The organism is Streptomyces sp. NBC_00287 (assembly GCF_036173105.1).
Lineage (GTDB): Bacteria > Actinomycetota > Actinomycetes > Streptomycetales > Streptomycetaceae > Streptomyces.
Map to the genome: position 1 here is coordinate 8,726,762 of NZ_CP108053.1, position 22,278 is coordinate 8,749,039.

The window sequence follows — 22,278 nt, forward strand, 5'->3', positions numbered from 1 at the left end:
ACATGGACACCTGTCCAGGATCGATTCGGACCGATTCCTGGCGGAGAGTGACGGAACCCTCACCTCCATGGACCGGGCGTGGTTGATCCTTAAGCCCTGGAACCCGATAAGCTCCCGTACGGCGCTGTGAGTTGACCCGGTCGCGATCGGTTCTCTCGCGGTGCGTACTCATGAGTGCGGTCCCTTGCACACCCCCCTTGTTCGATCGTGTTGGTTCGAAGGATGCAGATGGAACTCGCCACTCCGCCCCCGGCGGCGCGGGCCCCTGTCGCCTGGTACAGCTGGTGGCTGATGCCGCTGGCTTTAGGAGGCGGGACGGTTGCCGCTACGTTCATGAGCTCCGAGCAGATAACCGCCGCCGTCGCCGGTGCCGCGGCGACCGCGGCCAGTACCGTGTGCGTACGGCTCCTGATCCGCACCCGGACACAACTGCGCCGCGCCGAGAGCGAGTTCCGTGCCTCGCAGGCCGAGCACTCGCAGCAGTGGCAGCAGCATGTGTCGGGCCTGGAACGGAAGTTCGCGGCCGAGCGCGTGGCCCACGACGGCGAGCGCGCCGCCGTGGAGGGCCGGCTCTCCGAGCAGGCCGGAGCCTACGAGGCACAACTGGCCGAACAGGCCCGGGCGTTCGAGGAGCGACTGGCCGGACAGGCCCAGTCCTACGAGGCCCAGCTCGCCGACCAGGCCGAGGTCTTCAAGGAACAGCTGACGCACCAGTACGACGCGGTCGCGCGGCTCGCCGATGAGCAGCTGCCCGAGGCGCTGGAGCGCCTGCGCGCCGGAGAGGCGGTCGACGATCTGCTGCCGGCCGTCAACCAGTGCGCCAAGGTCAGTTCCGAACTCCAGGCCGAACTGCGCAAGGTCCTGCGGACCTCCCTGATCGGTGTCGAGGCGGAGTTCAACCGCTCGACCTCCGCCGAACAGGCCGTGATCAGTATCGGCAACCGTATCCACGTCCTGACCAGCAAGCTGCGCGGACGCCTGCACGAGATGCAGGGCGAGCACGGACGGCTGCCCTCCGTGGCGCGCGGTCTGATGGAGCTGGACCAGGCGATCGGCCCCGCCGACTGTCTCGCCGCGAGCGTCGGCGTGCTCGGCGGCTCGGACCGGCCCGGCCGGCAGTGGCAGGAGCCGCAGCGGCTGCTCAGCGTGGTCCGCGGCGGCATCGGCCGGATCAAGGACTTCCACCGGATCGAGGTACGGCATCTGCCCGAACTCGGCGTCGACGGCGGCCTGGTGGACCACCTCACGCTGATCTTCGCCCACATCCTGGACAACGCGGCCCGCTACTCGCCGCCCACCGAGCCGGTGGTCGTCTCCGGCAAGGAGGTGCCGAACGGCGTCGGCATCGAGATCCAGGACTCCGGCAAGGGTCTGAGCGAGGAGAAGAAGCGCGACGCCGAGCACGCCCTGGCCGGCACCGCGCCCGGCGCGGGACTCGGCGGTATCTCGGAGGACGCCAGCATCGGCCTGCGGGTCGTCGGCGCGCTGGCCCGCCGCTACGGCATCCGGGTCACCTACGCCGACTCGCCGTGGCTCGGCACCTCGGTGGTGATCGTGGTCCCGCACAAGTACTTCAGCCCGCTGGCCGCGTCCGCCACCGCGGCGGCCGCACCGGCGGCCCGGACCGCGGCGACCGCCACGGGTCTGCCGACCCGTACCCCGGCCACCGCCACCGAGCCGGCCGAGGCGGAAGTGGCGGAGGTGGGCGACGACGTGGAGACCACGCCCGGAGGTCTGCCCCGGCGCCGCAGCAAGCGCAGCGAGGCGGCCCGCCACGAGCCGGCCGAGCGCGCCGAACGCAGCGAGGGGGCCGCGGTCGCGGCCGTCCCGCCGGACGCGTCCTTCACCGGTCTGGCGGCCTTCGCCACGGCCGGCCGGGACTCCGGCGAAGACGGCTTCGACGCCACTGCCGGACGCGCGTCCACCGAGCACCAGACTGAAGAGAGCGACAAGTCCGTATGACGCAGCAGGGAACCGACGTGAGCTGGGCGCTCCGCGATCTGGTGGAGTCCATCCCGGAGATCCGCTTCGCCCTGGTGGCCTCCAGTGACGGCAAGGCCATCACTTCCTACGGCGCCGAAGACCCCGACGACGTGGACCGCTTCGCCGCCGTCGTGGCCGGCCTGCAGGCGCTGGCGCAGCCGGTCGCCGAGCAGTTCCCCAAGTACGCGGGGCAGCTCAGGCTGGCGATGATCGAGGTCGACGGCGGCCACCTGTTCGTCGTACGCGCGGGGGTGGAGACGTATCTCGGCGTCCTCGCCCGGGAGGGCCTCGACCAGGGGCTCCTCGGACATCAGATGAGGGACCTGGCGCGCAGGATGGGCGAACTGCTCGGCACCACTCCGCGCCTGGAGGAGCACTCTGGATGAGTGCTCCCCGCCGGCCCACGGACCCGTCCGGTCTCGAGCGCTACTACGTCCTCACCAAGGGGCGCAGCGGACCGGGCGGTTCGGCGTCGAGCCTTGACGTGGCGACCCTCATCGTCTCCCGCGCGACCTCCGTACCGGGGATGCAGCACGAGCACGAGGAGATCCTCCGGCGCTGCCGCGATCCGCTGTCGGTGGCCGAACTCGGCGCCCACCTCGGATTGCCCTTCAACATTCTCGCGGTGCTGCTGGCGGATCTGCTCGAGGCAGGCCGCGTCGAAGCCCGTGACCCCATCCCGGTGCACGGCGCCGGCCGCGGGCCCGACCTCGCGCTCCTTGAGGAGGTACTCAGTGGACTTGAAAGGCTTTGACCACCCCGGCGGGCCGGCCGGGGGCGGCGGCACCCGCTCGGTCAAGGTGATGATCGCCGGCGGTTTCGGCACCGGGAAGACCACCATGGTCCGTTCGGTGAGCGACATCAAGCCGCTCACCACCGAGGAGACGCTCACCCAGGCGAGCGCCGACGTCGACCACCTGATCGGCGTCGCCGACAAGACCGAGACCACGGTCAGCCTCGACTTCGGCAAGATCAGCATCAACGACAGCCTGATGCTGTACCTGTTCGGCACCCCGGGCCAGGAGCGCTTCTGGTTCCTGTGGAACGGCCTGTTCAAGGGCGCGCTCGGCGCGGTCGTCCTGGTGGACACCCGCCGACTCGCCTCCAGCTTCCGGGCGATCGAGGAGATGGAGCGGCAGGAGGTCCCCTTCGTCATCGCCCTCAATGTCTTCCCCGACTCCAAGGACCATCCCATCGAGGAGATACGGGATGCCCTGGACATCTCCCCCCACACTCCGGTCGTGGTCTGCGACGCCCGCGACCGGGCCTCCAGCCGAGATGTGCTGATCACCCTGATGCGTCATCTGAAGGAACGCTCTGCCGTCGCACTGGAGCCCCGATGAACGACCAGAACCTCGACAGTCCCGACGCCCCCCGCGGCTGCCCGGTCGCGCACGGTTCGGCAGAACCGGCCCGGCTGTACGGGCCCGAGGCGGCGACCGACCCGCGCGGCATCTACGAGCGGCTGCGCAAGGAGCACGGCTCCGTCGCGCCGGTGCTGCTGGAGGGTGACATCCCCGCCTGGCTGGTACTGGGCTACCGGGACAGCCGGCGAGTGCTCGACAATCCCCGCCAGTTCGCCCGGGACGCGCGGAACTGGCGGGACATGCGGGAGGGCCGGGTCGCGGACAACTCTCCGCTGGTTCCGATGCTCGCCTGGCGCCCCGACTGTGTGTCCCAGGACGGCGAGGCTCACCGCCGACTGCGCGGTGCCGTCAGCGACGGGCTGCAGTCCGCCGCCGACCGAGGTATCCGGCGCCACGCCACGCACTTCGCCAACAAGCAGATCGACGCGTTCGCGGACTCCGGCCGCGCCGATCTGGTGGCGGACTACGCCGACTTACTGCCGATGCTCGTGGTGGCCCGCATTCTGGGGCTTGCCGAAGCGGAGGGGCGTCGCCTGGTCGCGTCCTGCGCCCAGGTGATGAAGGGCGGCGAGGATGCCGTCATGCACGACGGCGTGATCAGGGAGATCTTCGGTGAACTCGCCGAGCGCAGGCGGTCCGAACCCGGCTCCGACCTCGCCACCGGCCTGCTGGAGCATCACGCGGGTCTCGACCACGACGAGGTCGTGGCCCACCTGCGCGCGGTGCTGATCGCCGCGCACGTCACGACCAACCTGCTGGCCCGGGTGCTGGAGCTGGTCCTGACCGACGCCTCCCGGCTCTCCGGGCTGATCAGCGGTCAGCTGACCATCTCGGCGGTGGTGGAGGAGGCCATGTGGAACTCTCCGCCGCTGGCCGTCCTGCCGGGGCGCTTCGCCGCCAGCGATGTCGAACTGGGCGGGCACCGCATCGAGGAGGGCGACCTGCTCGTTCTCGGTCTCGCCCCGGGCAACGTCGACCCCGAGGTCCGGCCCGACCCGGGTGTCTCGGTGCACGGCAACCAGGCGCACCTGGCGTTCGGCGCGGGCCCGCACGAGTGCCCCGGGCAGAACATCGGGATGTCCATCATTGAGATCGCGGTGGACGTCCTGCTGCACCGACTGCCGGGCCTGCGTCTGGCCGTGCCGCCGGAGGACCTCACCTCGACCGCGTCCACATGGATGTCCCAACTGGACAGCCTGCCGGTCGAGTTCGAGGTATAGACCCTCAGACGCCGCTGCCCGGCCGGGTCACCCGGCCGGGCAGCGGCGTTATCCGTCGAGCCAGTCGCCCGCGAGGTCCGAGGGACGGTACCCCGTGGCGTTCCAGAGGAAATGCGGGTGGGCGCAGCCGAACATGTAGGCGAGCAGTGCGGTGTCCTCCCTCCCGGTTTCAGGGTCGTACAGGGCGTAGAAGAATTCGGATCCGACTGCGCCGGAGTCTTCTTGGACCTGACGAGCGCGGGCGGTGGACGGTGCGGCCCTGGATGCCTCCACTGCGGCGATGTACGTGCGGCGCAGGGTCTCCCAGGTGCTGTCGGTGTTCCCGTGCCAGGGGCCGTGCAGCGCTTCGAAGGCATGGAGCTCGGCGTCGAAGAGGGGCCATGTCTCGGGGTATTGGGCTCGGCAGCGCGCGGACAGCTCGGCGGTCCGGCTGCTCAGCGTTGGTGCGGTGGGCCGCGGGCTGATGGTGAGGGTGGTGCCGTGGGTGAGGATGCCGGTGCAGGTGTTGGGCTGAAGGTCGCACAGCGGGCACTCCTCGGCCGGAGGGAGGCCCTGGGTGATGCCGTCGAACCACAGGGCGTGGCGGCCAGTGAGCCCCATCCAGACGATGGTGCTGGGCATCAGCCAGGTGTTCCACATCGAGGAATGCGCCTCGGGCATGCAGCCGTACTTGATCAGGGCGATGGCGCAGGCAGCGTAGAGGGCCTTGGTGTGGGTGGGCATGTCGGCGAGCCAGAAGTTGCTGATCTCGCCGGTGAGCGCGTCGACTCGTACGTCGGTCATGTCGTCGACGACGCGGCACAGCAGCAGGGAGGCGAGGTGTTCTTCCTGCCAGAGTTCGGTGTCGGGTGAGACGTGCCAGAACAGGCAGTCCATCATCTGGAGGACTGAGTAGGTGCTCTGGCCGAGCGGGTTGGTCTGGGGGAGTGCGACGCTGCCCGCCTGGTGCTGTTGGAGCCAGTACTCGTCGACGGACCGCTTGTGGGCTGCGTAGAGTCCGCAGACCAGGGCCCGTGCGCTGTTGGTGCTGAAACTCTCGGCCAAGCGGCCTTCGATGAGTTGGGTGAGCTGCGTGGTGTCTATGGTGTCGATCACGCGTTTGTATTCGTGGAAGAGCAGGATGTCGTCCTCGAAGCGGTGGCGGTAGCCGAGGTCTCGCTCGAGATCGTTCATCTGCCGGACCACGGACCATCCACCGGTGAGGACGCTGTCGAGTTCCGGGCGGTACGGCCAGGTCTTGACGGTGAGGGGACGACCGGCGCTCTGCCGCCAGTTGTAGTCAGCCGTCGTGCGTTCGGGGGGCGTGGGCAGCCGACGGCACAGAGGGCAGGCGCAGACGGTTGTCTGCTCGTCCTCGCGCGGCGGGGTGAGTGCCCGGCTTCTCCAGGCCCCTTCCAGCATCGTGCAGGTCAGTCGGCAGACCTCGACATCGGTACCGACTTCGGGGAAGGCCTCTTCGATCATGCGCAGGCTTGCATCGAGTCGCCTCAGCCTGGCGTAGCCCTCCTCGTCGGGCGGGAGGAACGCGCGCGGCGCCGGCCGGAGGGCTCCCTCCACCTGCAGCGTGGTGCTGGAGTGGGGGGAGCCGAATGCGTCCAGCCGCTGCTGAGCTGCGTCCTGGCAATCCCGGTGCTGCTCCGTGCGCCCGTTGATGTGTCTCACGAAGAGGCCGGCCAGGGTGTCCCCCGCCGCCGGGGACGTCTCCGGAGCACCGCCTACGACTTCAGATTTCACTTCGGGGAGATCGAACCGGACGTCCTGAGGCATGGGGGTTTGGGTTCCTTTCGAACTCACTTTCTCGATACGGAAGTTGAATCGAGAAGCGGAACGAGACTGCCCAGAGCGTAAATGATCTACACCGTGACCCCGCCGTGATATCCGTTACTGCTCAAGCCACTTGAGCTGCGTATACTCGCTCGCCCCCCACATAGGTCAGCGCCACCCGTGTCTCCGCGATCTCCTCCGGCGGCCCGGCGAACGGATCGCGGTCCAGGACCACGAGATCCGCCAGCGCCCCCGGCCGCACCACTCCGGTGTCGTCGAGATGGTTCACATACGCCGATCCGGCCGTGTAGGCGGTCAACGCCTCGGTCAGGCCGATGCGTTCGGCGGGCAGGAACACCGGCCCCGGGTTCTCGGGCGTCACCCGGTTCACCGCCACATGGATGCCCTCCAGCGGGTCGGGGCTGCTGACCGGCCAGTCGCTGCCCGCCGCGAGCCGGGCACCGGAGCGCAGCAGCGCGCCGAACGGGTACTGCCACCCGGCCCGTTCGGTTCCGAGGAAGGGGATCGTCAGCTCGTCCATCTGCGGTTCGTGCGCGGCCCACAGCGGCTGGATGTTCGCCGTGGCCCCGAGCGCCGCGAACCGCGGTACGTCAGCGGGGTGCACGACCTGGAGATGGGCCAGGTGAGGCCGCGTGTCGCTCGGTCCGTTCGCCGCGCGCGCCGCCTCGATCGCGTCCAATGCGTCGCGTACGGCCCGGTCGCCCAGCGCGTGGAAGTGGCACTGGAAGCCGAGCGCGTCCAACTCGGTGACATACTTGGGGAGTTGATCCGGGTCGACAAAGCTCGTACCCCGGTTGGCGGTGGCGCAGCCGCACTTGTCCAGGTAGGGGTCGAGCAGCGCGGCGGTGCCGTTCTCGGCGACCCCGTCCAGCATCAGCTTCACGGTGCCGGCCCGGAACCGGCCGTACCGCAACGCCTCCCGGCGCTCCACGAGTTCGGGGATCTGCTCGGCCCCGCGCCCGCGGTCCCACCACAGGGCGCCGACGACACGCGCGGTCAGCGAGCCGTCGCGGGCGGCCGCGAGGTAGGCCTCGGCCGGGTCGTCCATGCCGAGGAAGTCCCCGACGAGCGCGTCCTGCCAGGCGGTGATGCCGAGGGAGTGCAGATGGCGCTGGGCGTGCAGCAGCGCGGCGAGCCGGTCCTCGGGCGTGGCGGGCGGGGTGAGCCGGCCGACGAGCTGCATCGCCCCCTCCTGGAGCGTGCCGCTCGGCTCACCGGCCGCGTCGCGCTCGATCCGCCCGTCGGCCGGGTCGGGCGTGTCGCGGGTGACCCCGGCGAGCTCCAGGGCCCGGCTGTTGACCCAGGCGCCGTGGTGATCGCGGTTGGGCAGATACACCGGCCGGTCGGGTACGACCGCGTCGAGCAGCTCCTTGGTCGGCGTACCGCCCTCGAACGCCTCCATGGACCAGCCGCCGCCGGTGATCCACTCCCGTTCGGGATGCGCCTCGGCATACGCGCGCACGGCGGCGACGGACTCGGCGGCCGTCTTCGCCCCGGTCAGATCGCACTGGGTGAGCTCGAGCCCCGCCGGCACCGGGTGCACATGCGCGTCCTGGAACCCGGGCAGCAGCAACCGCCCTGCCAGCTCGACCACTTCGGTACGCGGCCCGGCGAGTTCCCGCACCTCCTCCCGTCCTACGGCGGTGATGCGGCCACCGGTGACGGCCACGGCGGTGGCGGTACGGCCCTCGGGGGTGAGGACGGGGCCGCCGGTGAAGAGCAGATCTGCGTGCATGTTCCGTTTCCTAGTGGGGTGTCGGGATCAGTTGCGGAGCTTCGGCGTCGGTGCCCTCGCCGGTGCGGAAGTACGGCGACTTGCGCACGAAGCGGGCCCACGCGGCGGCCAGGAAGCCGGACGCGATCATCGCCAGGGGAGTGGCGAGCAGGAACCAGCCGTTGTCGGCGCTGACTTCGAAGTGGTCGGCGGAGGTGTAGAAGGACCAGCCGAGGTATCCACCGAGCCCGAGCAGGGCCAGGGCGCTCAGCGTGGGCAGCACCACCGCCCGTACCCCCTGCCACAGGTCCTCGCGCAGCAGGGAACGGAAGCGGACGGCGGCGGCGAGAGCGGTGAGTGCGTAGGACAGGGCGACCACGATGCCCACGGCGCTCACCGTCGCCATGATCATGTCCGCGAGGCGGGGGATGATCAGGGCGAGGGTCGCGACCGCCGCCGCGAGCGCGCCGATCAGCAGCGTCCCGGCGGCCGGAGTCCCGTACCGGGGGCTGACCTTGGACCACACCGGCCCGAGCGTACGGTCCCGGCTCATCGCGAACATTCCCCGGGCCGCCGGGATCACCCCGGCCTGGAGCGAGGCGACCGCCGAGAACATCAGCGCCACCAGAGGGAGCGCCGCCAGCGGCTGCGAGGCCAGGCGGTCGCCGAAGAACGCCAGCCCCTCGGCGCCATGACCGGCCAACTCCTCCTCGGACAGGACGCGTTGGAAGGCGACCGAGCCGAGCAGGAACAGTGCCAGCATGGTGAACAGGGTGGTGAAGCCGGCCCGCGAGGCGTCCTTGGGGTCGCGGACCTCCTCGTTGACGGTGAACGCCGCCTCGAAACCCCAGTAGCAGAACACCGACAGCAACAGGCCCTGGGCGAGTGCCGTCGCCGAGGGGATCGCGAACGGGTCGAACCAGCTCAGGCTGAAGGCGTGCGGCCCGGTGACGATGCCGTATCCGCAAAAGCCCAGCAGGACGGCGTACTCGAAGACCAGGAGCCAGCCCTGGAGGCGGGCCGCTTTGCGGACGCCGGTCACGGCCGTCAGGGTGACCGCGGCCAGGACCACGATGCCCACCGCGGTTGTCTGCGCGGTCGAGCCCGGGTCCAGGTCCAGGCCGGCCACCCGGTGCACGCCCGCGTCCCCGGCGAGCTGGATGAGGGCCGAGCCGGTGACCGCCGTGGTGTACGCGAGGAACGCCACCACGGCCACGATGCTCACCCAGCCGACCAGGAAACCGAGCCAGGGATTGAGTGAACGGCCCACCCACACATAGCCGTTGCCCGCGTTCGGCTCGACCCGGTTGAGCCGGGAGTAGGCGCCCGCGATGCCGAGCACCGGCAGGAACGCCAGCAGCATGATCGCCGGCAGATGCAGGCCAACCACCCCGGCGGTGACGCCGAGGCCGATCCCGATGCTGGTGGTGGCCGCCGTACTGGACGCGGCGATGGCGACGCCGTCGAGGACGCCGAGGGACTTGCGCAGCGCGGGTGGGTCCACGGCTGGGGGAGTGTCGGTCATGGCGGGCTCCGCTCGCACCAGGGGGCCTGGTCGGCCCCGGTGACCGCACATGAAACTGGTCGTGCACTTCACAGGTCAACGGTGTTGTCATAAAGTGCGCCCACCGGGCCCCAGCGAGGAGCAGCCATGACCGACCGTGTCGTCCCGGCCGCCGACCGGCGGCGCAGGCGCCCCACCAAACAGGGCGTGGTGCTGTCGGAGGAGCTGATCGTCGCCACCGCGCTGCGGCTCATCGAGGAGCACGGCGCGGAGGCCCTCTCCGTGCGCCGCCTGGGCCGGGCCCTGGGCGCCGACCCCAGCTCCCTGTACCGCTACTTCCGGCACACCGACGACCTCATGCTGGCCATCGCCGACGAACTCATCGGCCGTACGCTGCGGATCTGGCGGCCGACCGGCGACTGGCGTGCCGACCTGCGCGACCTGGGCCTGCGCATCCACGCCGGGGCGCTCGCCCACCCCCGGGCGGCCGTGCTCAGCTCCTACCGGGTGACCGGGCGGGTGCACGAGATCCAGGCCGTGGAGAGGGGCCTCGGCGTGCTGCGCGGAGCCGGATTCCCCGACGCCGAGGCGGTGCGCATCTACCACGCCTTCGTCGACCAGGGCCTCGCCTTCGCCGCGCTGGACTCGGCGAGCCTCGCCCTCCCGAAGGCCGCCCGGGACGCCGAGAACGCCGTATGGGAAGCGACGTATGCCCGGCTGCCCCCCGACACCCACCCGCACATCGCCGCGACCGCCCGCCATCTCGTCGCCGACATGCGGCGCAGCTCCTATCCGGCCGCGCTGGACCTGCTGCTCGGTGCGGCGGCCGCTCGGCTCGCGGAAATCCAGGGACGTACGTGATCATCCGCTGCCAGACTGGTCCGCACCGACCGACGTCCCGCCAGGAGGCTGTCCCCGATGACCCCGCCGCCCGCACGTCCCGAGAAGCAGCGCAAGCTCGACACCCTGCACCGTCTTGAGCACGACGAGGATGTGTGGGTTGCCACCGCCGGGCCGGACGGGGGAACGCCGTACCTCGTGCCGCTGTCCTTCCTCTGGGACGGCGAGACGCTGCTCCTCGCGACCCCGGCCGCCAGCCCCACCGGCCGGAACCTCCAGGCGACCGGCGCCGTGCGGATAGGCCTCGGGCCGACCCGTGACGTTGTGATGATCGAGGGCTCCGTCGACGCGCTCACCGTGGCGGAGCTGCGCGCGGGGGAGGGCGACCGGTTCGCCGCCAAGACCGGCTTCGATCCGCGCGAACTCACCACCGACTACCGGTACTTCCGGGTGCGGCCGCTGCGCGTCCAGGCCTGGCGCGAGGCGAACGAGCTGGCCGGGCGCGAGCTGATGCGCGACGGAGCGTGGCTGGTCGCGGACTGATTCCGGCGGGCCGGGATATCCGAACGGTGGAGGGTGGCGGGGCAGTTCGGCCCCGCGCCCGCAACCGTACGGAGGAGACATGGCACTGGTGAAAGCGGGCGTCGTGGTGCTCGACTGTGCCGAGCCCGAGAAGCTCGCCGTGTTCTACAAGGAGTTGCTGGAGGCCGAGCAGACCGACGCGACCGCCAACCGCGTGGAGATCAGGGGCGCCGGTGGCACCCGGCTGGCGTTCCGCCGCGATGTGAACGCCACGCCGCCGAGCTGGCCACGCCCGGAAAACTCCCTCCAGGCGCATCTGGACTTCGTGGTGGAGGACATGGACGAGGCCGAGCGCAGGGTGGTCGGCCTGGGCGGTCGCCCGCTGGAGACCAAGGACGCCTCGGGCCCCTTCGAGGAACGCGGGTACGCCGACCCGGCCGGCCACTCCTTCACCCTGCGCCGGGTGACGCCGACAGCGCCGAAGCAGGGCTAGCTGCGGGCGGTCAGGCGCTCACCTCGGTCTTCTTCTTGTCGGCCTTCTGCTCGCCGCTGGGCCACACGCCCGTGGACCGTTCGATGGCCTTCGCGCCCGTGCGGTTCACGGCGCTGCGCACCACCGCGAAGATGGCGCCCTGGATCGCGGCGGCCAGCAGGATTTCGCCCCAGCCGCGCTCCCGGTCCAGGGGATCGGGGGCGTCGTCCTCGTGCCGGATCGCCTTCCACGTCGCCTGGAAGGCGAGGCCCGCGAGCGTGCCGCCCGCCCAGCCGATCACGAACCCGAGGGGTTTGTAGGCGAGGGGGAGTTTGAGCTTCTGCTGCTTCTTCTTGGCCACGTCTGCCTCCTGTGCGGTCAGGGCCTCAAACCTCCTCGGCCGCGGGCACCGGACCGGGCGGCGTGCCGGTGCCGAAGGGCCGACCGCCCAGCCTCTCGCGATCATGCGGGCTCCGCCAGCCGGACAGGTCCGGTCCGAGGGGCACGATGCCGGTCGGATTGATACCGGTGTGCACCTGGTGGTAGTGCCGTTTGATGTGGTCGAAGTCGACGGTGTCACCGAAGCCGGGCGTCTGGTAGAGGTCGCGGGCGTACGCCCACAGCACCGGATTCTCCGCCAGCTTCCACAGATTGCACTTGAAGTGACCGTGATACACGGCGTCGAAACGCACCAGCGTGGTGAACAGGCGGATGTCCGCCTCGGTGATCGTGTCGCCGACCAGATATCGCTGCCCCTCGAGCCGACCGGCCAGCAGCTCCAGCCTTCGGAACACGCCCGTGCAGGCCGCCTCGTACTCCTCCTGGTCCACGGCGAACCCGGCCGCGTACACCCCGTTGTTGACGTCCTTGTAGACCTCCGCCATGACCGTGTCGATCTCGCTCCGCAGCTCCCGCGGATACAGATCCGGCGCCCCGTCCCGGTGCAGGGCCGTCCACTCCGTGGCCAGGTCCAGGGTGATCCGCTGAAAGTCGTTGGTGACCAGCTGTCCGCTCGGCACGTCCACGATCGCGGGCACGCTCACCCCGCCCGGGGCGTCCTTCTCGCGCGCGTCGTAGGCCTCGGCGAGGAAGCGGATGCCGAGGACGGGGTCGCGGCCGTCCGGGTCGAGGGTGAAGCGCCAGCTGCGGTCGTCCTGGATCGGGTCGGCGACGGCCATCGACAGGGTGTCCTCCAGGCCGAGGAGGCGCCGGGAGATCACCGCCCGGCTCGCCCACGGACAGGCACGGCTGACGACCAGCCGGTAGCGGCCCGCCTCCACCGGCCAGCCGTCCCGGCCATCGGCGGTGATCCGGTCGGCGAAATGGCTCTTGGACCGCTTGAACGACTTGTGGCCGTAGGCGGCGTTGCCGTCGTCGGGCATCACGCCCTCCTTCCTGCACGACATCCACCGGGTCCCCCGATTTCGCCGGTCGGCACGGTGTGATCCGGTGTGATCCGCCCCTTCCTGGGCATTCGGCGAAGGTGAGCGGCAAGGCGACAAAGGCGGACCGCAGGACGCGGGTCACCGTGCTGGTGGCGCTCGCGGCCAACCTGGTCATCGCCGTGGCCAAGACCGTCGGCGGCCTGCTCGCCCAGTCACCGGCGCTGCTGTCGGAGGCGGCGCACTCGGTGGCGGACAGCATGAACGAGGTCTTCCTGCTGGCCGCGCTGCGCCGCAGCCGCCGTCCCGCCGACCGCCGGCACCCCTTCGGCTACGGCAAGGAACGCTTCTTCTGGTCGCTGCTGGCCGCCGTCGGGATCTTCGTCATGGGCGGCTGCTTCTCCTTCTTCCAGGGCTTCGAGGCCCTCAGGACCGGCGGCGAGGAGAAGCTGGAGGGCTATGTGGCCGGCCTGATCGTGCTCGGCGTCGCCCTCCTCGCCGAGGGCGCCTCGCTGGCCCGGGCCCTGCACCAGGCGCACCGGCAGGGCGGCGTCGGCAAGGGCGGACTGCGCGACCCGGCCCTGCGCACGGTCGTCGCCGAGGACGGCACCGCGGTCCTCGGCGTGAGCCTCGCCCTCGCGGGCATGGCCCTGCACATGGCCACCGGCCAGGTGGTCTACGAGGCGGTCGCCTCCCTCGCCATCGGCGCCCTGCTCGTCTACGTCGCCTACCGCCTCGGCCGCGACGCCCGCGACCTGCTGATCGGCGAGGCCGCCGACCCCGAGGCGGCGGACCGGATCCGGTCGCTGCTGCGGGAACAGCCCGAGATCGACAGCGTGGAGGCGCTGTTCACCATGAAGACAGGGCTGGAGACGGCTCTGATCGCCGCCCGGGTCGACCTGGTACCGGGCCTGGACAGCGAAGAGGTCGAGGAGGTCGCCGTACGGATCAAGCGAGCCGTCGCCGACGCCGTGCCCGAGGCGGAACAGATCTTCCTGGACATCACCGACCGCGCCGCCCAGGAGGCACGGCAAAGCCCCGCCGCGACGGGGGAACGCGGCGGGGCCTGACGCTCGGGTGCCCGGCGAGGGCAGGTTCATGCGTCCCGGAAACAAGAATCTTTACGAGGGCCCGTCAGTCACCGTCGACCGGCTCCAACACGAACACCGGAATCTCGCGTTCGGTCTTCTCCTGGTAGTCGGCGTACGGCGGATACGCCGCCACGGCACGCTCCCACCACTCGGCCTTCTCCGCGCCGGTGACCTCACGGGCCGTCATGTCCCGCTTGTCCGGGCCGTCCTGGAGCTCCACCAGAGGATCGGCCTTGACGTTGTGGTACCAGACCGGGTGCTTGGGCGACCCACCCAGGGAGGCGACGGCGGCGTAGCGGCCCTCGTGCTCCACCCGCATCAACGGCGTCTTGCGGATCTTGCCGCTCCTGGCGCCCCGGGTGGTCAGCAAAATCACCGGCCGGCCGGTGTCCATCAGGGTCGTCCCCTTGGTGCCGCCGGAGCTCTCGTACAGCTCCACCTGCTCGCGCACCCACTGGGTCGGGCTGGGTTCGTACTCGCCCTCAAGAGGCATGGCATCGGTCCCATCGTCGTGTTCCGCGGCTGACTCTCTCCTCCAACACTGATGCATGCGCGTTTCATCCGCCCGGGATGCTGCGGGGCCGCGCGCCCGTCCCGTGGAAACCCGGCGACACGATCCAGGGGTGCTGGAACTCCCCGTGGCCTGGTAAGAGGCTGACGGTCATGCACATCGACATCGACAAGGACGTCTGCATCGGCGCCGGGCAGTGCGCCCTGGCCGCGCCAGGCGTCTTCACCCAGGACGACGACGGCTTCAGCACCCTGCTCCCCGGCCGGGAGGACGGCACCGGGGATCCGATGGCCCGAGAAGCGGCGAGGGCCTGCCCGGTCGGCGCTATCAAGGTCTCGGCCTAGCGGGGCGCCAGCAGCCGCCGCGCCGCCTCGCGGGCCTCCACCGCCGGGCGGGTGCTGCCCGTGATGCCCGCCGTCACCATGGCGCCCTCGGCCAGCAGGAACAGGGGACCGGTCAGGTCGGTCGGGAGGCCCGCGTCGGCCACCAGGCTGCCTAGGTAGTCGCGGAACGCCTGCTTGTGTGCCCGGACCTGGTCCGCCACCCGGGCCGAGGTGGCGCCGAGTTCGCCGTAGGAGTTGATCCAGGCGCAGCCGCGGAAGCCGGGCTCGGCGAACCACAGTTCCAGCCAGTCGAAGACGGCCGAGATTCGCCGGGCGGGGTCCGGCTCGCGCTCCACATGGGCGGCGAGGCGTCCGCGCCAGCGTTCGTCACGGCGCTCCAGATAGGCCTCGACCAGCTGTTCCTTGGCGGGGAAGAGCTGGTAGAGCCGCTTGAGGGAGACCCCCGAGGCGCCGCGGAGCTCGTCCATGCCGACCGACTGGATGCCCCGGCCGTAGAACAGCTCCTCCGCGGCGTCCAGGGCCCGCTCCCGGGCGGTTGCGCTGTCCATTTCCGGCCACTCCCTGTCCGACGGCTCCTTGACGCGAGAACGCACGTTCTCCTACCGTGTCGATCGTAGCGGAGAACGCTCGTTCTCTCGTACCGGACCCAGGAGGACGCCATGACCGACCGCCCGCCCCTGCCCCCCTTCACCCGCGAGACCGCCGCGCAGAAGGTGCGGGCCGCCGAGGACGCCTGGAACGCCCGCGATCCGCACAAGGTGGCGCTCGCCTATTCCGAGGACTCCGTCTGGCGCAACCGCGACACCTTCCTCACCGGCCGCGCCGAGATCGTCGAGTTCCTCACCGCGAAGTGGGCGCGCGAGCGCGAGTACGCGCTGCGCAAGGACCTGTGGGCCTTCGACGGCAACCGCATCGCGGTCCGCTTCCAGTACGAGTGCCGCGCCGCCGACGGCCAGTGGTGGCGGTCGTACGGCAATGAGCTGTGGGAGTTCGACGAGCACGGGCTGATGACCCGGCGCGAGGCCAGCATCAACGACGTCCGCATCGAGGAGAGCGAGCGCCGGATCCTCGGCTCGCGAAGGGAGCAGCCGCTGCCTGTTCAGTAGGGTTCCGGGATGAGCGAACAGGCCGGGAAACCCTTCCTCTACGTCGTTGTCTGCGCCGCCGGGATCGCCTCCGGCGTCAGCAAACTCGTCGCCGCCGCGCAGGAGCGGGGCTGGGAGGTCGGTGTCATCGCGACGCCCGTCGCGATGAACGGCTTCTTCGACACCGCCGCCGTGGAGGCGCTGACCGGCCGCCCGATCCGCTCCGCCTGGCGTACCCCCGCCGATCCGCGCCCCTTCCCGCCGCCGGACGCGGTCGTGGTCGCGCCCGCCACCTTCAACACCGTCAACAAGTGGGCGCAGGGCCTCGCCGACACCCTCGCCGTGGCGACCCTGTGCGAGGCGTACGGCCTTGGTGTCCCCGTCGCCGCCCTGCCCTGCGTGGCCGACGCGCTCGCCGCCCATCCCGCCTACCGGGAGAGCCTGGTGCGTCTGCGTGGGATGGGTGTCCGCTTCGGTGAGCCGTACACCGGCGACCCCCAGGAGGACGGCAGGCGGCCGGAGTTCGGCTGGGAGCGGGCGCTGGACCTGCTGGGCTGACCTATTTGCACCCCTGAGGTCAGGCCGGGGAGGCGTCTGCCGTCCGGCTGCAAGAACCGTCAGAAAGTTTCGTCAACTTCTTGCAGTCGAAGTCGATCACTGTTTAACTCAGGCGCTGTTGATCGCAGTTGACGGCCAGCCGGTGTTCTCGCCGGCCGATCCAAGGAGTGTCGTGACGGCGCAGACTCCTGTTGCCGAGCCCGGAGTCCGGGGCGACGACGGTGGTTTCACCCTCAGTGCCCCGGAGGGAACCGCGTACCGCGTGGACCTGACCAGCGATGTGCTCTCCCCGCGGAACCCGCTGCTCGCGGAGTACTGCGAGGGCCGTCGGGTCGTCGCCTTCGTCGGTCCGACCGTGGAGCGGCTCTACGGCCGCAGCCTGCGCGCCTATCTGGCCGCGCGGCTCGCGCCGGACAGCTGGAGTGTCGTCGTGCTGTCGGGCGGCGAGGATGCCAAGACCATGGACACGGTCGAGGAGATCTGCGCCCGGGCCAAGCTGGCCGGTCTCGACCGGCGCGGGGTGATGCTGGCCGTAGGCGGCGGCGTCACCTGCGATCTCGTGGGCTTCGCGGCGGCGATCTACGCCCGGGGCGTGCGCTACATCAAGGTCAACACCACGCTGGTCGGCCAGGTCGACGTGGGCGTCGGAGTGAAGACCGGCGTCAACGCCCTCGGCACGAAGAACATGCTCGGCGCGTATCACCCCGCGCATGCGTCGATCAACGACCCTGGGTTTCTGGGTAGCTTGACGCCTCGTCATATACGGTGCGGGCTCGGTGAGATAGCCAAGATGGCGATCATCAAGGACGCCCGTCTCTTCCGGGTTCTGGAGGAGTGCCCGACCGTCTTCCAGGAACCCTGTCCGACGCCGGACTGGCTCCTCGACGCGGGACTCGGACGGCGTGGCGTCGAGGACTACGTCCTGCGCACCTCCATGGCGTCGATGATGGAGGAGCTGTGCCCCAACCTCCGTGAGCACGATCTGGCCCGGCTGGTCGACTTCGGGCACACCTTCGGGCCGGTCATCGAGACGGCCAGCGACTACCGCGTCGCACACGGCGAGTCGGTCGCCGTCGACATGGCCCTGTCCGCTCAACTCGCCCGGATCCTGGGCATCTTGGGTGCCGATGACTGCGAGCGGATCATGCGGCTGATCGCCGGGCTCGGCCTGCCCCTGTACGACCCGCTGACCTGCACCCCCGAGCTGATGGACCGCGCCCTGAGGGCGTCCTGGGAACGGCGTGGTCGCCGCCTGCACCTCGTGGTGCCCGACGGCATCGGCTCGGCGGTCTTCGTCGACGACCTCGACGACATCCCGCCCGAGGGGCTTGAGGAGGCGCTCCGGGCCCTCTCCGCCCGGGCGGCGGCGCTGCCGGAGGCGCTGGTGGACTCGCACTGAGCCGGTCCCCGCGCCGTTGCCGAGCCGCCGGTGGCTCGTGCTGAAACCCGCCGCGTCCTTGCCCGAGCCGCCGGTGGCTCGTGCTGAAACCCGCTGCCGTCCCTGCCCGAGCGGCAGGCCTCTCGCCACCGTCGTGAATCGCGGCGCCCCCCGAGCCCCTCGCCCCGAGCCGCCGACGCCCCCTTCCCCCCTGCCCTTTGGAGCCGCGCCGACATGACCCAAGCCCAGCCGCCCGAGCCCACGCGGACCCGCGTCAGCAACCTCCACGACGGGCTCCTGCGCGAGGTGACCGGCGATCACGGCGGCAACGGCACGATCCTCGCCCACCGCGCCTACCTCAAGGAGGGCGCCCGCGCCCCCGTCGCCTTCATCGACCTCGTCGTCCTGCCCCCGCACACCTCCATCGGCCTGCACCGCCACGCCGACGACGAGGAGACCTACGTCATCCTGTCCGGCCGGGGCCGAATGACCCTGGACGGCGAGGAGTTCACCGTCCGGTCGGGGGACGTCGTACCCAACCGCCCCTACGGAGAACACGGGTTGGCCAACGACTCGGACGCCGACCTCACCCTGCTCGTCTTCGAGATCGGCCCCCTGGACGGCGCCCGATGACCGGCCCGCTCCAACAGGAGCTGCTGAACCGGGAGGCGGAGCATCTCGCCCCTGGCGCCTCGGAGGAGTCCGCCCTCGGCCGCCGTGTCTTCGTGGAGGGCCGCGGCGCTGTCCTCACCGACCTGGACGGCAACCAGTACATCGACCTCGCCGCCGGCACCCTCACCCAGTCCCTCGGCCACTGCCATCCGGAAGTCGTCGCCGCGCTGACCGAGCAGGCGTCCCGGCTCTGGAACGTCCACGACTTCGCCACCGCCGACCGCGCCGCCCTGTGCGATCTGCTCGCCGAGCTGCTCCCGGACCAGCTCGACACCTACAGCTTCTTCTCCACCGGCGCCGAGGTCGTCGAGGCCGCCCTGCGCACCGTCCAGGCCGTCGCCGAGCCCGGCCGCAACCGGATCGGGGCGCTCAGATACGGCTTCCACGGCAAGACCCAGGGGGCGAGGATGCTCGTGCACTGGGACATCGGCAACCAGGCGTTCGCGGGCAACAGCGTCCTCGGCTACTCCCCGTACTGCTACCGCTGCCCGCTCGAACTTCAGTACCCCTCCTGTGGGGTGCGCTGTGCCACGCTGGTGCGCCGCCACATCGCCGAGAAGTCCAATGTCTCCGCGCTGTTCTTCGAACCGGTGCTGGGCGCGGCCGGCGTCATCGTGCCGCCGCCCGGCTACTGGGAGCAGATCGCCGACAGCTGCCGCGAGCACGGTGTGCTGCTCGTCGCCGACGAGGTCCTCACCGGCGGCGGACGCACCGGAACCTTCCTGGCCAGTGAGCGGTTCGGCGTCGAACCGGACCTGGTGACCCTCTCCAAGGGCATGGCCTCGGGCTTCCCCTTTGCGGTGCTCGCCGGGCGCTCCGAGGTGCTGCGCCACCCGCAGGCCGGGCGGGCCGGCTCCACCGCGTCCACTTACGCCGGCAACCCCCTCGGCATCGCCGCGGCCAAGGCCACCCTGGAGGTCGTACGCCGGGACACGCTCATCGAGCAGGTGGACGTCCTGGGCGCGCTGGTGGACGAGCGACTCGCCGAACTGCACGCCAAATACGAGGTGTTGGGGGATGTGCGCGGCCTCGGGCTGCTGCACGGCCTGGAGTTCGTGCGGGACCGCGCCACCCGTGAGCCCGCGCCGGAGATCGCGCAAGCGGTGTACCGGGCGGCGCTCGATCTGGGGCTGCGCACGGCGATCGGTGGTCACATCATCCGGCTCGCCCCGCCGTTCACCATCGACCGCGCCCTGCTGGAGGAAGGCCTCGCCCTCCTCGGCCGGGCGCTGGAGCGGGCCACGGGGGAGCAGCGGTGATCGTCGCGGAGAACCTGGTCAAGGAGTTCCGGGTCGCCGAGCGCAAGCCGGGGCTGCTGGGCAGCCTCAGCACCCTCTTCAGCCGCGAGTACCGGCTGGTGCGGGCGGTCAGCGGGGTGTCCTTCGAGATACCGGCCGGAGTGAAGGCCGCCTACATCGGCGCGAATGGCGCGGGCAAGTCCACCACCGTCAAGATGCTCACCGGCATCATGAGCCCCACCTCGGGCCGTGCCCTGGTCGGGGGCCTGGAGCCGTATCGGGAGCGGCGGCGCAACGCTGCCAACATCGGGGTGGTGTTCGGGCAGCGCAGCCAGTTGTGGTGGGACCTGCCCGTGCCGGACTCCTTCCGGATCCTGCGCCGTATCCATGACATCCCCGACGCCGTCTACGAGCGCAATATGGGCCTGTTCCGCGATCTGCTCGACCTCGACGCCCTGGGCAACACCCCGGTACGCCAGTTGAGCCTAGGCCAGCGGATGCGCGCCGAGGTCGCGGCCAGCCTCGTGCACGACCCGAAGGTCGTCTTCCTCGACGAGCCCACGGTCGGCCTCGACCTGGTGCTCAAGGAAGCCGTACGGAAGCTGGTCAACCATGTCAACGCCGAGCTCGGCACCACGGTCCTGCTCACCAGCCACGACATGGGCGACATCACCGCCATCTGCGACCGGGTGCTGGTCGTCAACCACGGCGAGGTGGTGCACCGGGGCACCATGCACGAGCTGCTGCGCACTGCCGACACCCGGGCGGTCGTCTTCGAGCACCAAGGCGGGCAGGAGCACGCAACCGAGCTGATTGAGAAGGGACTTGACGGGGCGTCGGCTCATCCGCTCGACGGCGGCCGGATCAAGGTCGAGTACCCGGTCGCCCGGTGGTCCGCCCGTCAGGTGATGAGCTTTCTCCTCGACCACTTCGAGGTCACCGACTGCGTCGCCCCCGAACCCGACCTGGAGATGGTGCTGCGCCGCATCTACGCCGGCCAGGTGGTGGCATGAACCGGTACACCCCGTTCGCCACGGCCGGGCTCCAGAGCCTGCTCCAGTACCGTTCCACCTTCCTGATCAGTGCCGTCACCGCGACCACCGCGGTCGGTGTGCAGGTCTTCCTGTGGCGCGCGGTGTACGCGGGCCGTGAGTCGGGTCTGCTCGGCGGCTACGACCTGCCCACTCTGACGACGTACGTCCTGCTCGCCCAGATCCTCGGCCTGGTGCAGGCCAACCGGGTCGACGAGGAGGTCTCCGGCGAGGTCCAGCGCGGTGACATCGCCGTGTCCCTGCTGCGCCCGGTGAGCTACCCCCTCTCCCGGTTCGCCGCGGGCCTCCCGGTCTCCCTGACCAACGCCGCCCTGGTCGCCGTACCCGTGCTGCTGCTGTACGCCTTCCTGCTGCCGCTCACCGCACCCACCTGGACGGGAGTGCTGCTGTTCGCGTGCTCGGCGGCGCTGTCGCTGGTCATCGGCTTCGGGGTGAACCTCCTCGTCGGGCTCGCCGGGTTCGTCACCACCAACATCTGGGGCGTCCGGGTCGTCAAGGACAGCGTCGTCGCCTTCTTCGCCGGGCAGGTCGTCCCGCTGGCGCTGATGCCCGGACCGCTGGCCGCCGTAGCCCACGCGCTGCCCTTCCAGGGCATGATCGACGGCCCGCTGCGGCTGCTGCTCGGCCGCTACGACGGCCTGCTCGGCGCCGCCGGGATCCTCGCCGTCCAACTCGGCTGGGCGCTGGCCCTGACCGCGCTGGCCGCGTACGCCTGGCGTGGCGCCGTACGCCGAGTGGAGGTGCTCGGCGGATGACACCGCTCACCACCGCGTCCCGCTACGCCCGGCTCACCTGGCATCTGAGCGCCGTCAGCGTGCACCGGCTGACCGAGTACCGCATGGACTTCCTGCTCGGCGCCGGCGGACTGCTGCTGCGGGTGATCTGCCAGATCGCCGTGATCGACATGGTCTTCCGGCAGGTCCCGCAGATCGCGGGCTGGCGCTACCACGAGGTGCTGTTCCTGCTCGGCTTCTCGCTGCTGCCGCGCGGCCTGGACCGCATGTTCACCGACCAACTGTGGATCCTCGCCCGCAAGCTGGTGCAGAACGGCGAGTTCTTCCGCTACCTCATCCGGCCGGTCCACCCATTGTTCTCCCTGCTCTCCGAACGGTTCCTCTACCCGGACGGCTTCGGGGAACTCCTCACCGGTATCGCCCTGACCTGGTACGCCGCCGAGCACCTGGATCTCTCCCTGAGCGCGGTGCAGTGGCTGCTCGCCCCGCTGCTGGTGCTGTGCGGCACGCTGATCCTCGCCGCGCTGAAGACGCTGTTCGCCTCACTGGCCTTCTGGACCACCAGCAGCTTCCCCGCCCTGTACGCGGCCAACCAGCTCGGTGACTTCTCCGGCTACCCCCTCGACCTCTACCACCCCTCCCTGCGGTGGCTGCTGACCTGGCTGCTGCCCTACGCCTTCACCGCCTACGTCCCCGCGTCCTACCTGCTCTTCGGGCATGCCGCCATGCTGCCCTGGCTGTTCGTGGTGACCGCGGGCCTGGTGACGCTCGCCCTGGTCGTCTGGCACCGGGGCGTCGACCGTTACGAGATGACCGGGAGCTGACA

At 70.6% G+C, this 22,278-nt stretch carries 25 protein-coding genes; 18 read left to right on the forward strand and 7 right to left on the reverse strand.

Annotation, left to right across the window (positions count from 1 at the left end):
* Positions 1 to 228 precede the first annotated feature (228 nt).
* The 5 genes from OHT76_RS39625 to OHT76_RS39645 are packed head-to-tail and all read left to right on the forward strand — an operon-like array spanning position 229 to position 4,570.
* A complete protein-coding gene (locus tag OHT76_RS39625) occupies positions 229 to 1,962 on the forward strand; it encodes an ATP-binding protein (protein WP_328875707.1) in 1,734 nt (577 codons plus the stop codon).
* Positions 1,959 to 2,369: a roadblock/LC7 domain-containing protein gene (locus OHT76_RS39630; protein ID WP_015655861.1), complete on the forward strand. Its 411-nt coding sequence runs from the start codon at positions 1,959 to 1,961 to the stop codon at positions 2,367 to 2,369. The genes OHT76_RS39625 and OHT76_RS39630 overlap by 4 nt, the downstream gene beginning before the upstream one ends.
* Positions 2,366 to 2,737 carry a DUF742 domain-containing protein gene (locus tag OHT76_RS39635; RefSeq protein ID WP_328875708.1) on the forward strand — a complete coding sequence of 124 codons (372 nt, stop codon included), beginning with the start codon at positions 2,366 to 2,368 and terminating at the stop codon, positions 2,735 to 2,737. The genes OHT76_RS39630 and OHT76_RS39635 overlap by 4 nt, the downstream gene beginning before the upstream one ends.
* Entirely contained in the window at positions 2,718 to 3,326 is a 609-nt protein-coding gene (locus OHT76_RS39640) for a GTP-binding protein (RefSeq protein ID WP_328875709.1), read from the forward strand. The genes OHT76_RS39635 and OHT76_RS39640 overlap by 20 nt, the downstream gene beginning before the upstream one ends.
* Positions 3,323 to 4,570, forward strand: coding sequence for a cytochrome P450 (locus OHT76_RS39645; protein ID WP_328875710.1), 1,248 nt, complete (start codon positions 3,323 to 3,325; stop codon positions 4,568 to 4,570). The genes OHT76_RS39640 and OHT76_RS39645 overlap by 4 nt, the downstream gene beginning before the upstream one ends.
* Positions 4,571 to 4,618: 48 nt before the next feature.
* Here OHT76_RS39645 and OHT76_RS39650 read toward each other — a convergent pair whose 3' ends face one another.
* The 3 genes from OHT76_RS39650 to OHT76_RS39660 all read right to left on the reverse strand — a co-directional run bounded on the left by OHT76_RS39650 (position 4,619) and on the right by OHT76_RS39660 (position 9,594).
* Positions 4,619 to 6,337 (reverse strand): hypothetical protein, encoded by a 1,719-nt coding sequence (locus OHT76_RS39650; RefSeq protein WP_328875711.1) that lies wholly within the window; start codon positions 6,335 to 6,337, stop codon positions 4,619 to 4,621.
* 121 nt (positions 6,338 to 6,458) lie between these two features.
* Positions 6,459 to 8,090: an amidohydrolase gene (locus OHT76_RS39655; RefSeq protein ID WP_328875712.1), complete on the reverse strand. Its 1,632-nt coding sequence runs from the start codon at positions 8,088 to 8,090 to the stop codon at positions 6,459 to 6,461.
* Positions 8,091 to 8,100: 10 nt separating this feature from the next.
* The gene (locus tag OHT76_RS39660) at positions 8,101 to 9,594 is read right to left on the reverse strand and encodes an APC family permease (RefSeq protein ID WP_328875713.1); all 1,494 of its coding nucleotides are present in this window, start codon (positions 9,592 to 9,594) and stop codon (positions 8,101 to 8,103) included.
* A 126-nt stretch (positions 9,595 to 9,720) separates the two neighbouring features.
* Here OHT76_RS39660 and OHT76_RS39665 point away from each other — a divergent pair, with 126 nt between their 5' ends.
* The 3 genes from OHT76_RS39665 (at position 9,721) to OHT76_RS39675 (ending at position 11,428) form a co-directional block, all read left to right on the forward strand.
* Complete coding sequence (locus tag OHT76_RS39665; RefSeq protein WP_328875714.1) at positions 9,721 to 10,434, forward strand: TetR/AcrR family transcriptional regulator; 714 nt, start codon at positions 9,721 to 9,723, stop codon at positions 10,432 to 10,434.
* A gap of 57 nt (positions 10,435 to 10,491) precedes the next feature.
* The gene (locus OHT76_RS39670) at positions 10,492 to 10,956 is read left to right on the forward strand and encodes a pyridoxamine 5'-phosphate oxidase family protein (RefSeq protein ID WP_328875715.1); all 465 of its coding nucleotides are present in this window, start codon (positions 10,492 to 10,494) and stop codon (positions 10,954 to 10,956) included.
* 79 nt (positions 10,957 to 11,035) lie between these two features.
* Positions 11,036 to 11,428 (forward strand): VOC family protein, encoded by a 393-nt coding sequence (locus tag OHT76_RS39675; RefSeq protein WP_328875716.1) that lies wholly within the window; start codon positions 11,036 to 11,038, stop codon positions 11,426 to 11,428.
* Between the two features lie 10 nt (positions 11,429 to 11,438).
* Here the strand turns inward: OHT76_RS39675 and OHT76_RS39680 are convergent, their stop codons facing one another.
* Together OHT76_RS39680 and OHT76_RS39685 are read right to left on the reverse strand one after the other, a co-directional pair.
* Positions 11,439 to 11,768, reverse strand: a complete 330-nt coding sequence (locus OHT76_RS39680) for a DUF4235 domain-containing protein (protein ID WP_328875717.1) — start codon at positions 11,766 to 11,768, stop codon at positions 11,439 to 11,441.
* 25 nt (positions 11,769 to 11,793) lie between these two features.
* Positions 11,794 to 12,789: a glutathione S-transferase family protein gene (locus OHT76_RS39685; protein ID WP_328875718.1), complete on the reverse strand. Its 996-nt coding sequence runs from the start codon at positions 12,787 to 12,789 to the stop codon at positions 11,794 to 11,796.
* Positions 12,790 to 12,935: 146 nt separating this feature from the next.
* Between OHT76_RS39685 and OHT76_RS39690 the strand changes: the two genes are divergently transcribed.
* Positions 12,936 to 13,859: a cation diffusion facilitator family transporter gene (locus tag OHT76_RS39690; protein ID WP_443049950.1), complete on the forward strand. Its 924-nt coding sequence runs from the start codon at positions 12,936 to 12,938 to the stop codon at positions 13,857 to 13,859.
* A 64-nt stretch (positions 13,860 to 13,923) separates the two neighbouring features.
* On the opposite strand, the gene OHT76_RS39695 is transcribed toward OHT76_RS39690, so the two are convergent.
* Positions 13,924 to 14,373 (reverse strand): nitroreductase family deazaflavin-dependent oxidoreductase, encoded by a 450-nt coding sequence (locus OHT76_RS39695; RefSeq protein WP_328875720.1) that lies wholly within the window; start codon positions 14,371 to 14,373, stop codon positions 13,924 to 13,926.
* Between the two features lie 170 nt (positions 14,374 to 14,543).
* Here OHT76_RS39695 and OHT76_RS39700 point away from each other — a divergent pair, with 170 nt between their 5' ends.
* Positions 14,544 to 14,735, forward strand: a complete 192-nt coding sequence (locus OHT76_RS39700) for a ferredoxin (RefSeq protein WP_328875721.1) — start codon at positions 14,544 to 14,546, stop codon at positions 14,733 to 14,735.
* On the opposite strand, the gene OHT76_RS39705 is transcribed toward OHT76_RS39700, so the two are convergent.
* Complete coding sequence (locus OHT76_RS39705) at positions 14,732 to 15,283, reverse strand: TetR/AcrR family transcriptional regulator (protein ID WP_328875722.1); 552 nt, start codon at positions 15,281 to 15,283, stop codon at positions 14,732 to 14,734. The genes OHT76_RS39700 and OHT76_RS39705 overlap by 4 nt on opposite strands.
* 111 nt (positions 15,284 to 15,394) lie before the next feature.
* Between OHT76_RS39705 and OHT76_RS39710 the strand changes: the two genes are divergently transcribed.
* The 8 genes from OHT76_RS39710 (at position 15,395) to OHT76_RS39745 (ending at position 22,276) form a co-directional block, all read left to right on the forward strand.
* The gene (locus OHT76_RS39710) at positions 15,395 to 15,841 is read left to right on the forward strand and encodes a nuclear transport factor 2 family protein (RefSeq protein ID WP_328875723.1); all 447 of its coding nucleotides are present in this window, start codon (positions 15,395 to 15,397) and stop codon (positions 15,839 to 15,841) included.
* A 9-nt stretch (positions 15,842 to 15,850) separates the two neighbouring features.
* The gene (locus tag OHT76_RS39715; protein ID WP_328875724.1) at positions 15,851 to 16,378 is read left to right on the forward strand and encodes a flavoprotein; all 528 of its coding nucleotides are present in this window, start codon (positions 15,851 to 15,853) and stop codon (positions 16,376 to 16,378) included.
* A 172-nt stretch (positions 16,379 to 16,550) separates the two neighbouring features.
* Complete coding sequence (locus OHT76_RS39720; RefSeq protein ID WP_328875725.1) at positions 16,551 to 17,777, forward strand: sedoheptulose 7-phosphate cyclase; 1,227 nt, start codon at positions 16,551 to 16,553, stop codon at positions 17,775 to 17,777.
* Between the two features lie 213 nt (positions 17,778 to 17,990).
* Positions 17,991 to 18,389, forward strand: a complete 399-nt coding sequence (locus OHT76_RS39725) for a cupin domain-containing protein (protein ID WP_328875726.1) — start codon at positions 17,991 to 17,993, stop codon at positions 18,387 to 18,389.
* A complete protein-coding gene (locus OHT76_RS39730) occupies positions 18,386 to 19,687 on the forward strand; it encodes an aspartate aminotransferase family protein (RefSeq protein ID WP_328875727.1) in 1,302 nt (433 codons plus the stop codon). Before OHT76_RS39725 ends, OHT76_RS39730 begins: the two co-directional genes overlap by 4 nt.
* A complete protein-coding gene (locus OHT76_RS39735; protein ID WP_328875728.1) occupies positions 19,684 to 20,679 on the forward strand; it encodes an ABC transporter ATP-binding protein in 996 nt (331 codons plus the stop codon). Before OHT76_RS39730 ends, OHT76_RS39735 begins: the two co-directional genes overlap by 4 nt.
* Positions 20,676 to 21,473 carry an ABC transporter permease gene (locus tag OHT76_RS39740; RefSeq protein WP_328875729.1) on the forward strand — a complete coding sequence of 266 codons (798 nt, stop codon included), beginning with the start codon at positions 20,676 to 20,678 and terminating at the stop codon, positions 21,471 to 21,473. The genes OHT76_RS39735 and OHT76_RS39740 overlap by 4 nt, the downstream gene beginning before the upstream one ends.
* On the forward strand, positions 21,470 to 22,276 hold the full coding sequence (locus OHT76_RS39745) for an ABC transporter permease (protein ID WP_328875730.1): 807 nt from the start codon (positions 21,470 to 21,472) through the stop codon (positions 22,274 to 22,276). The genes OHT76_RS39740 and OHT76_RS39745 overlap by 4 nt, the downstream gene beginning before the upstream one ends.
* Positions 22,277 to 22,278 lie beyond the last annotated feature (2 nt).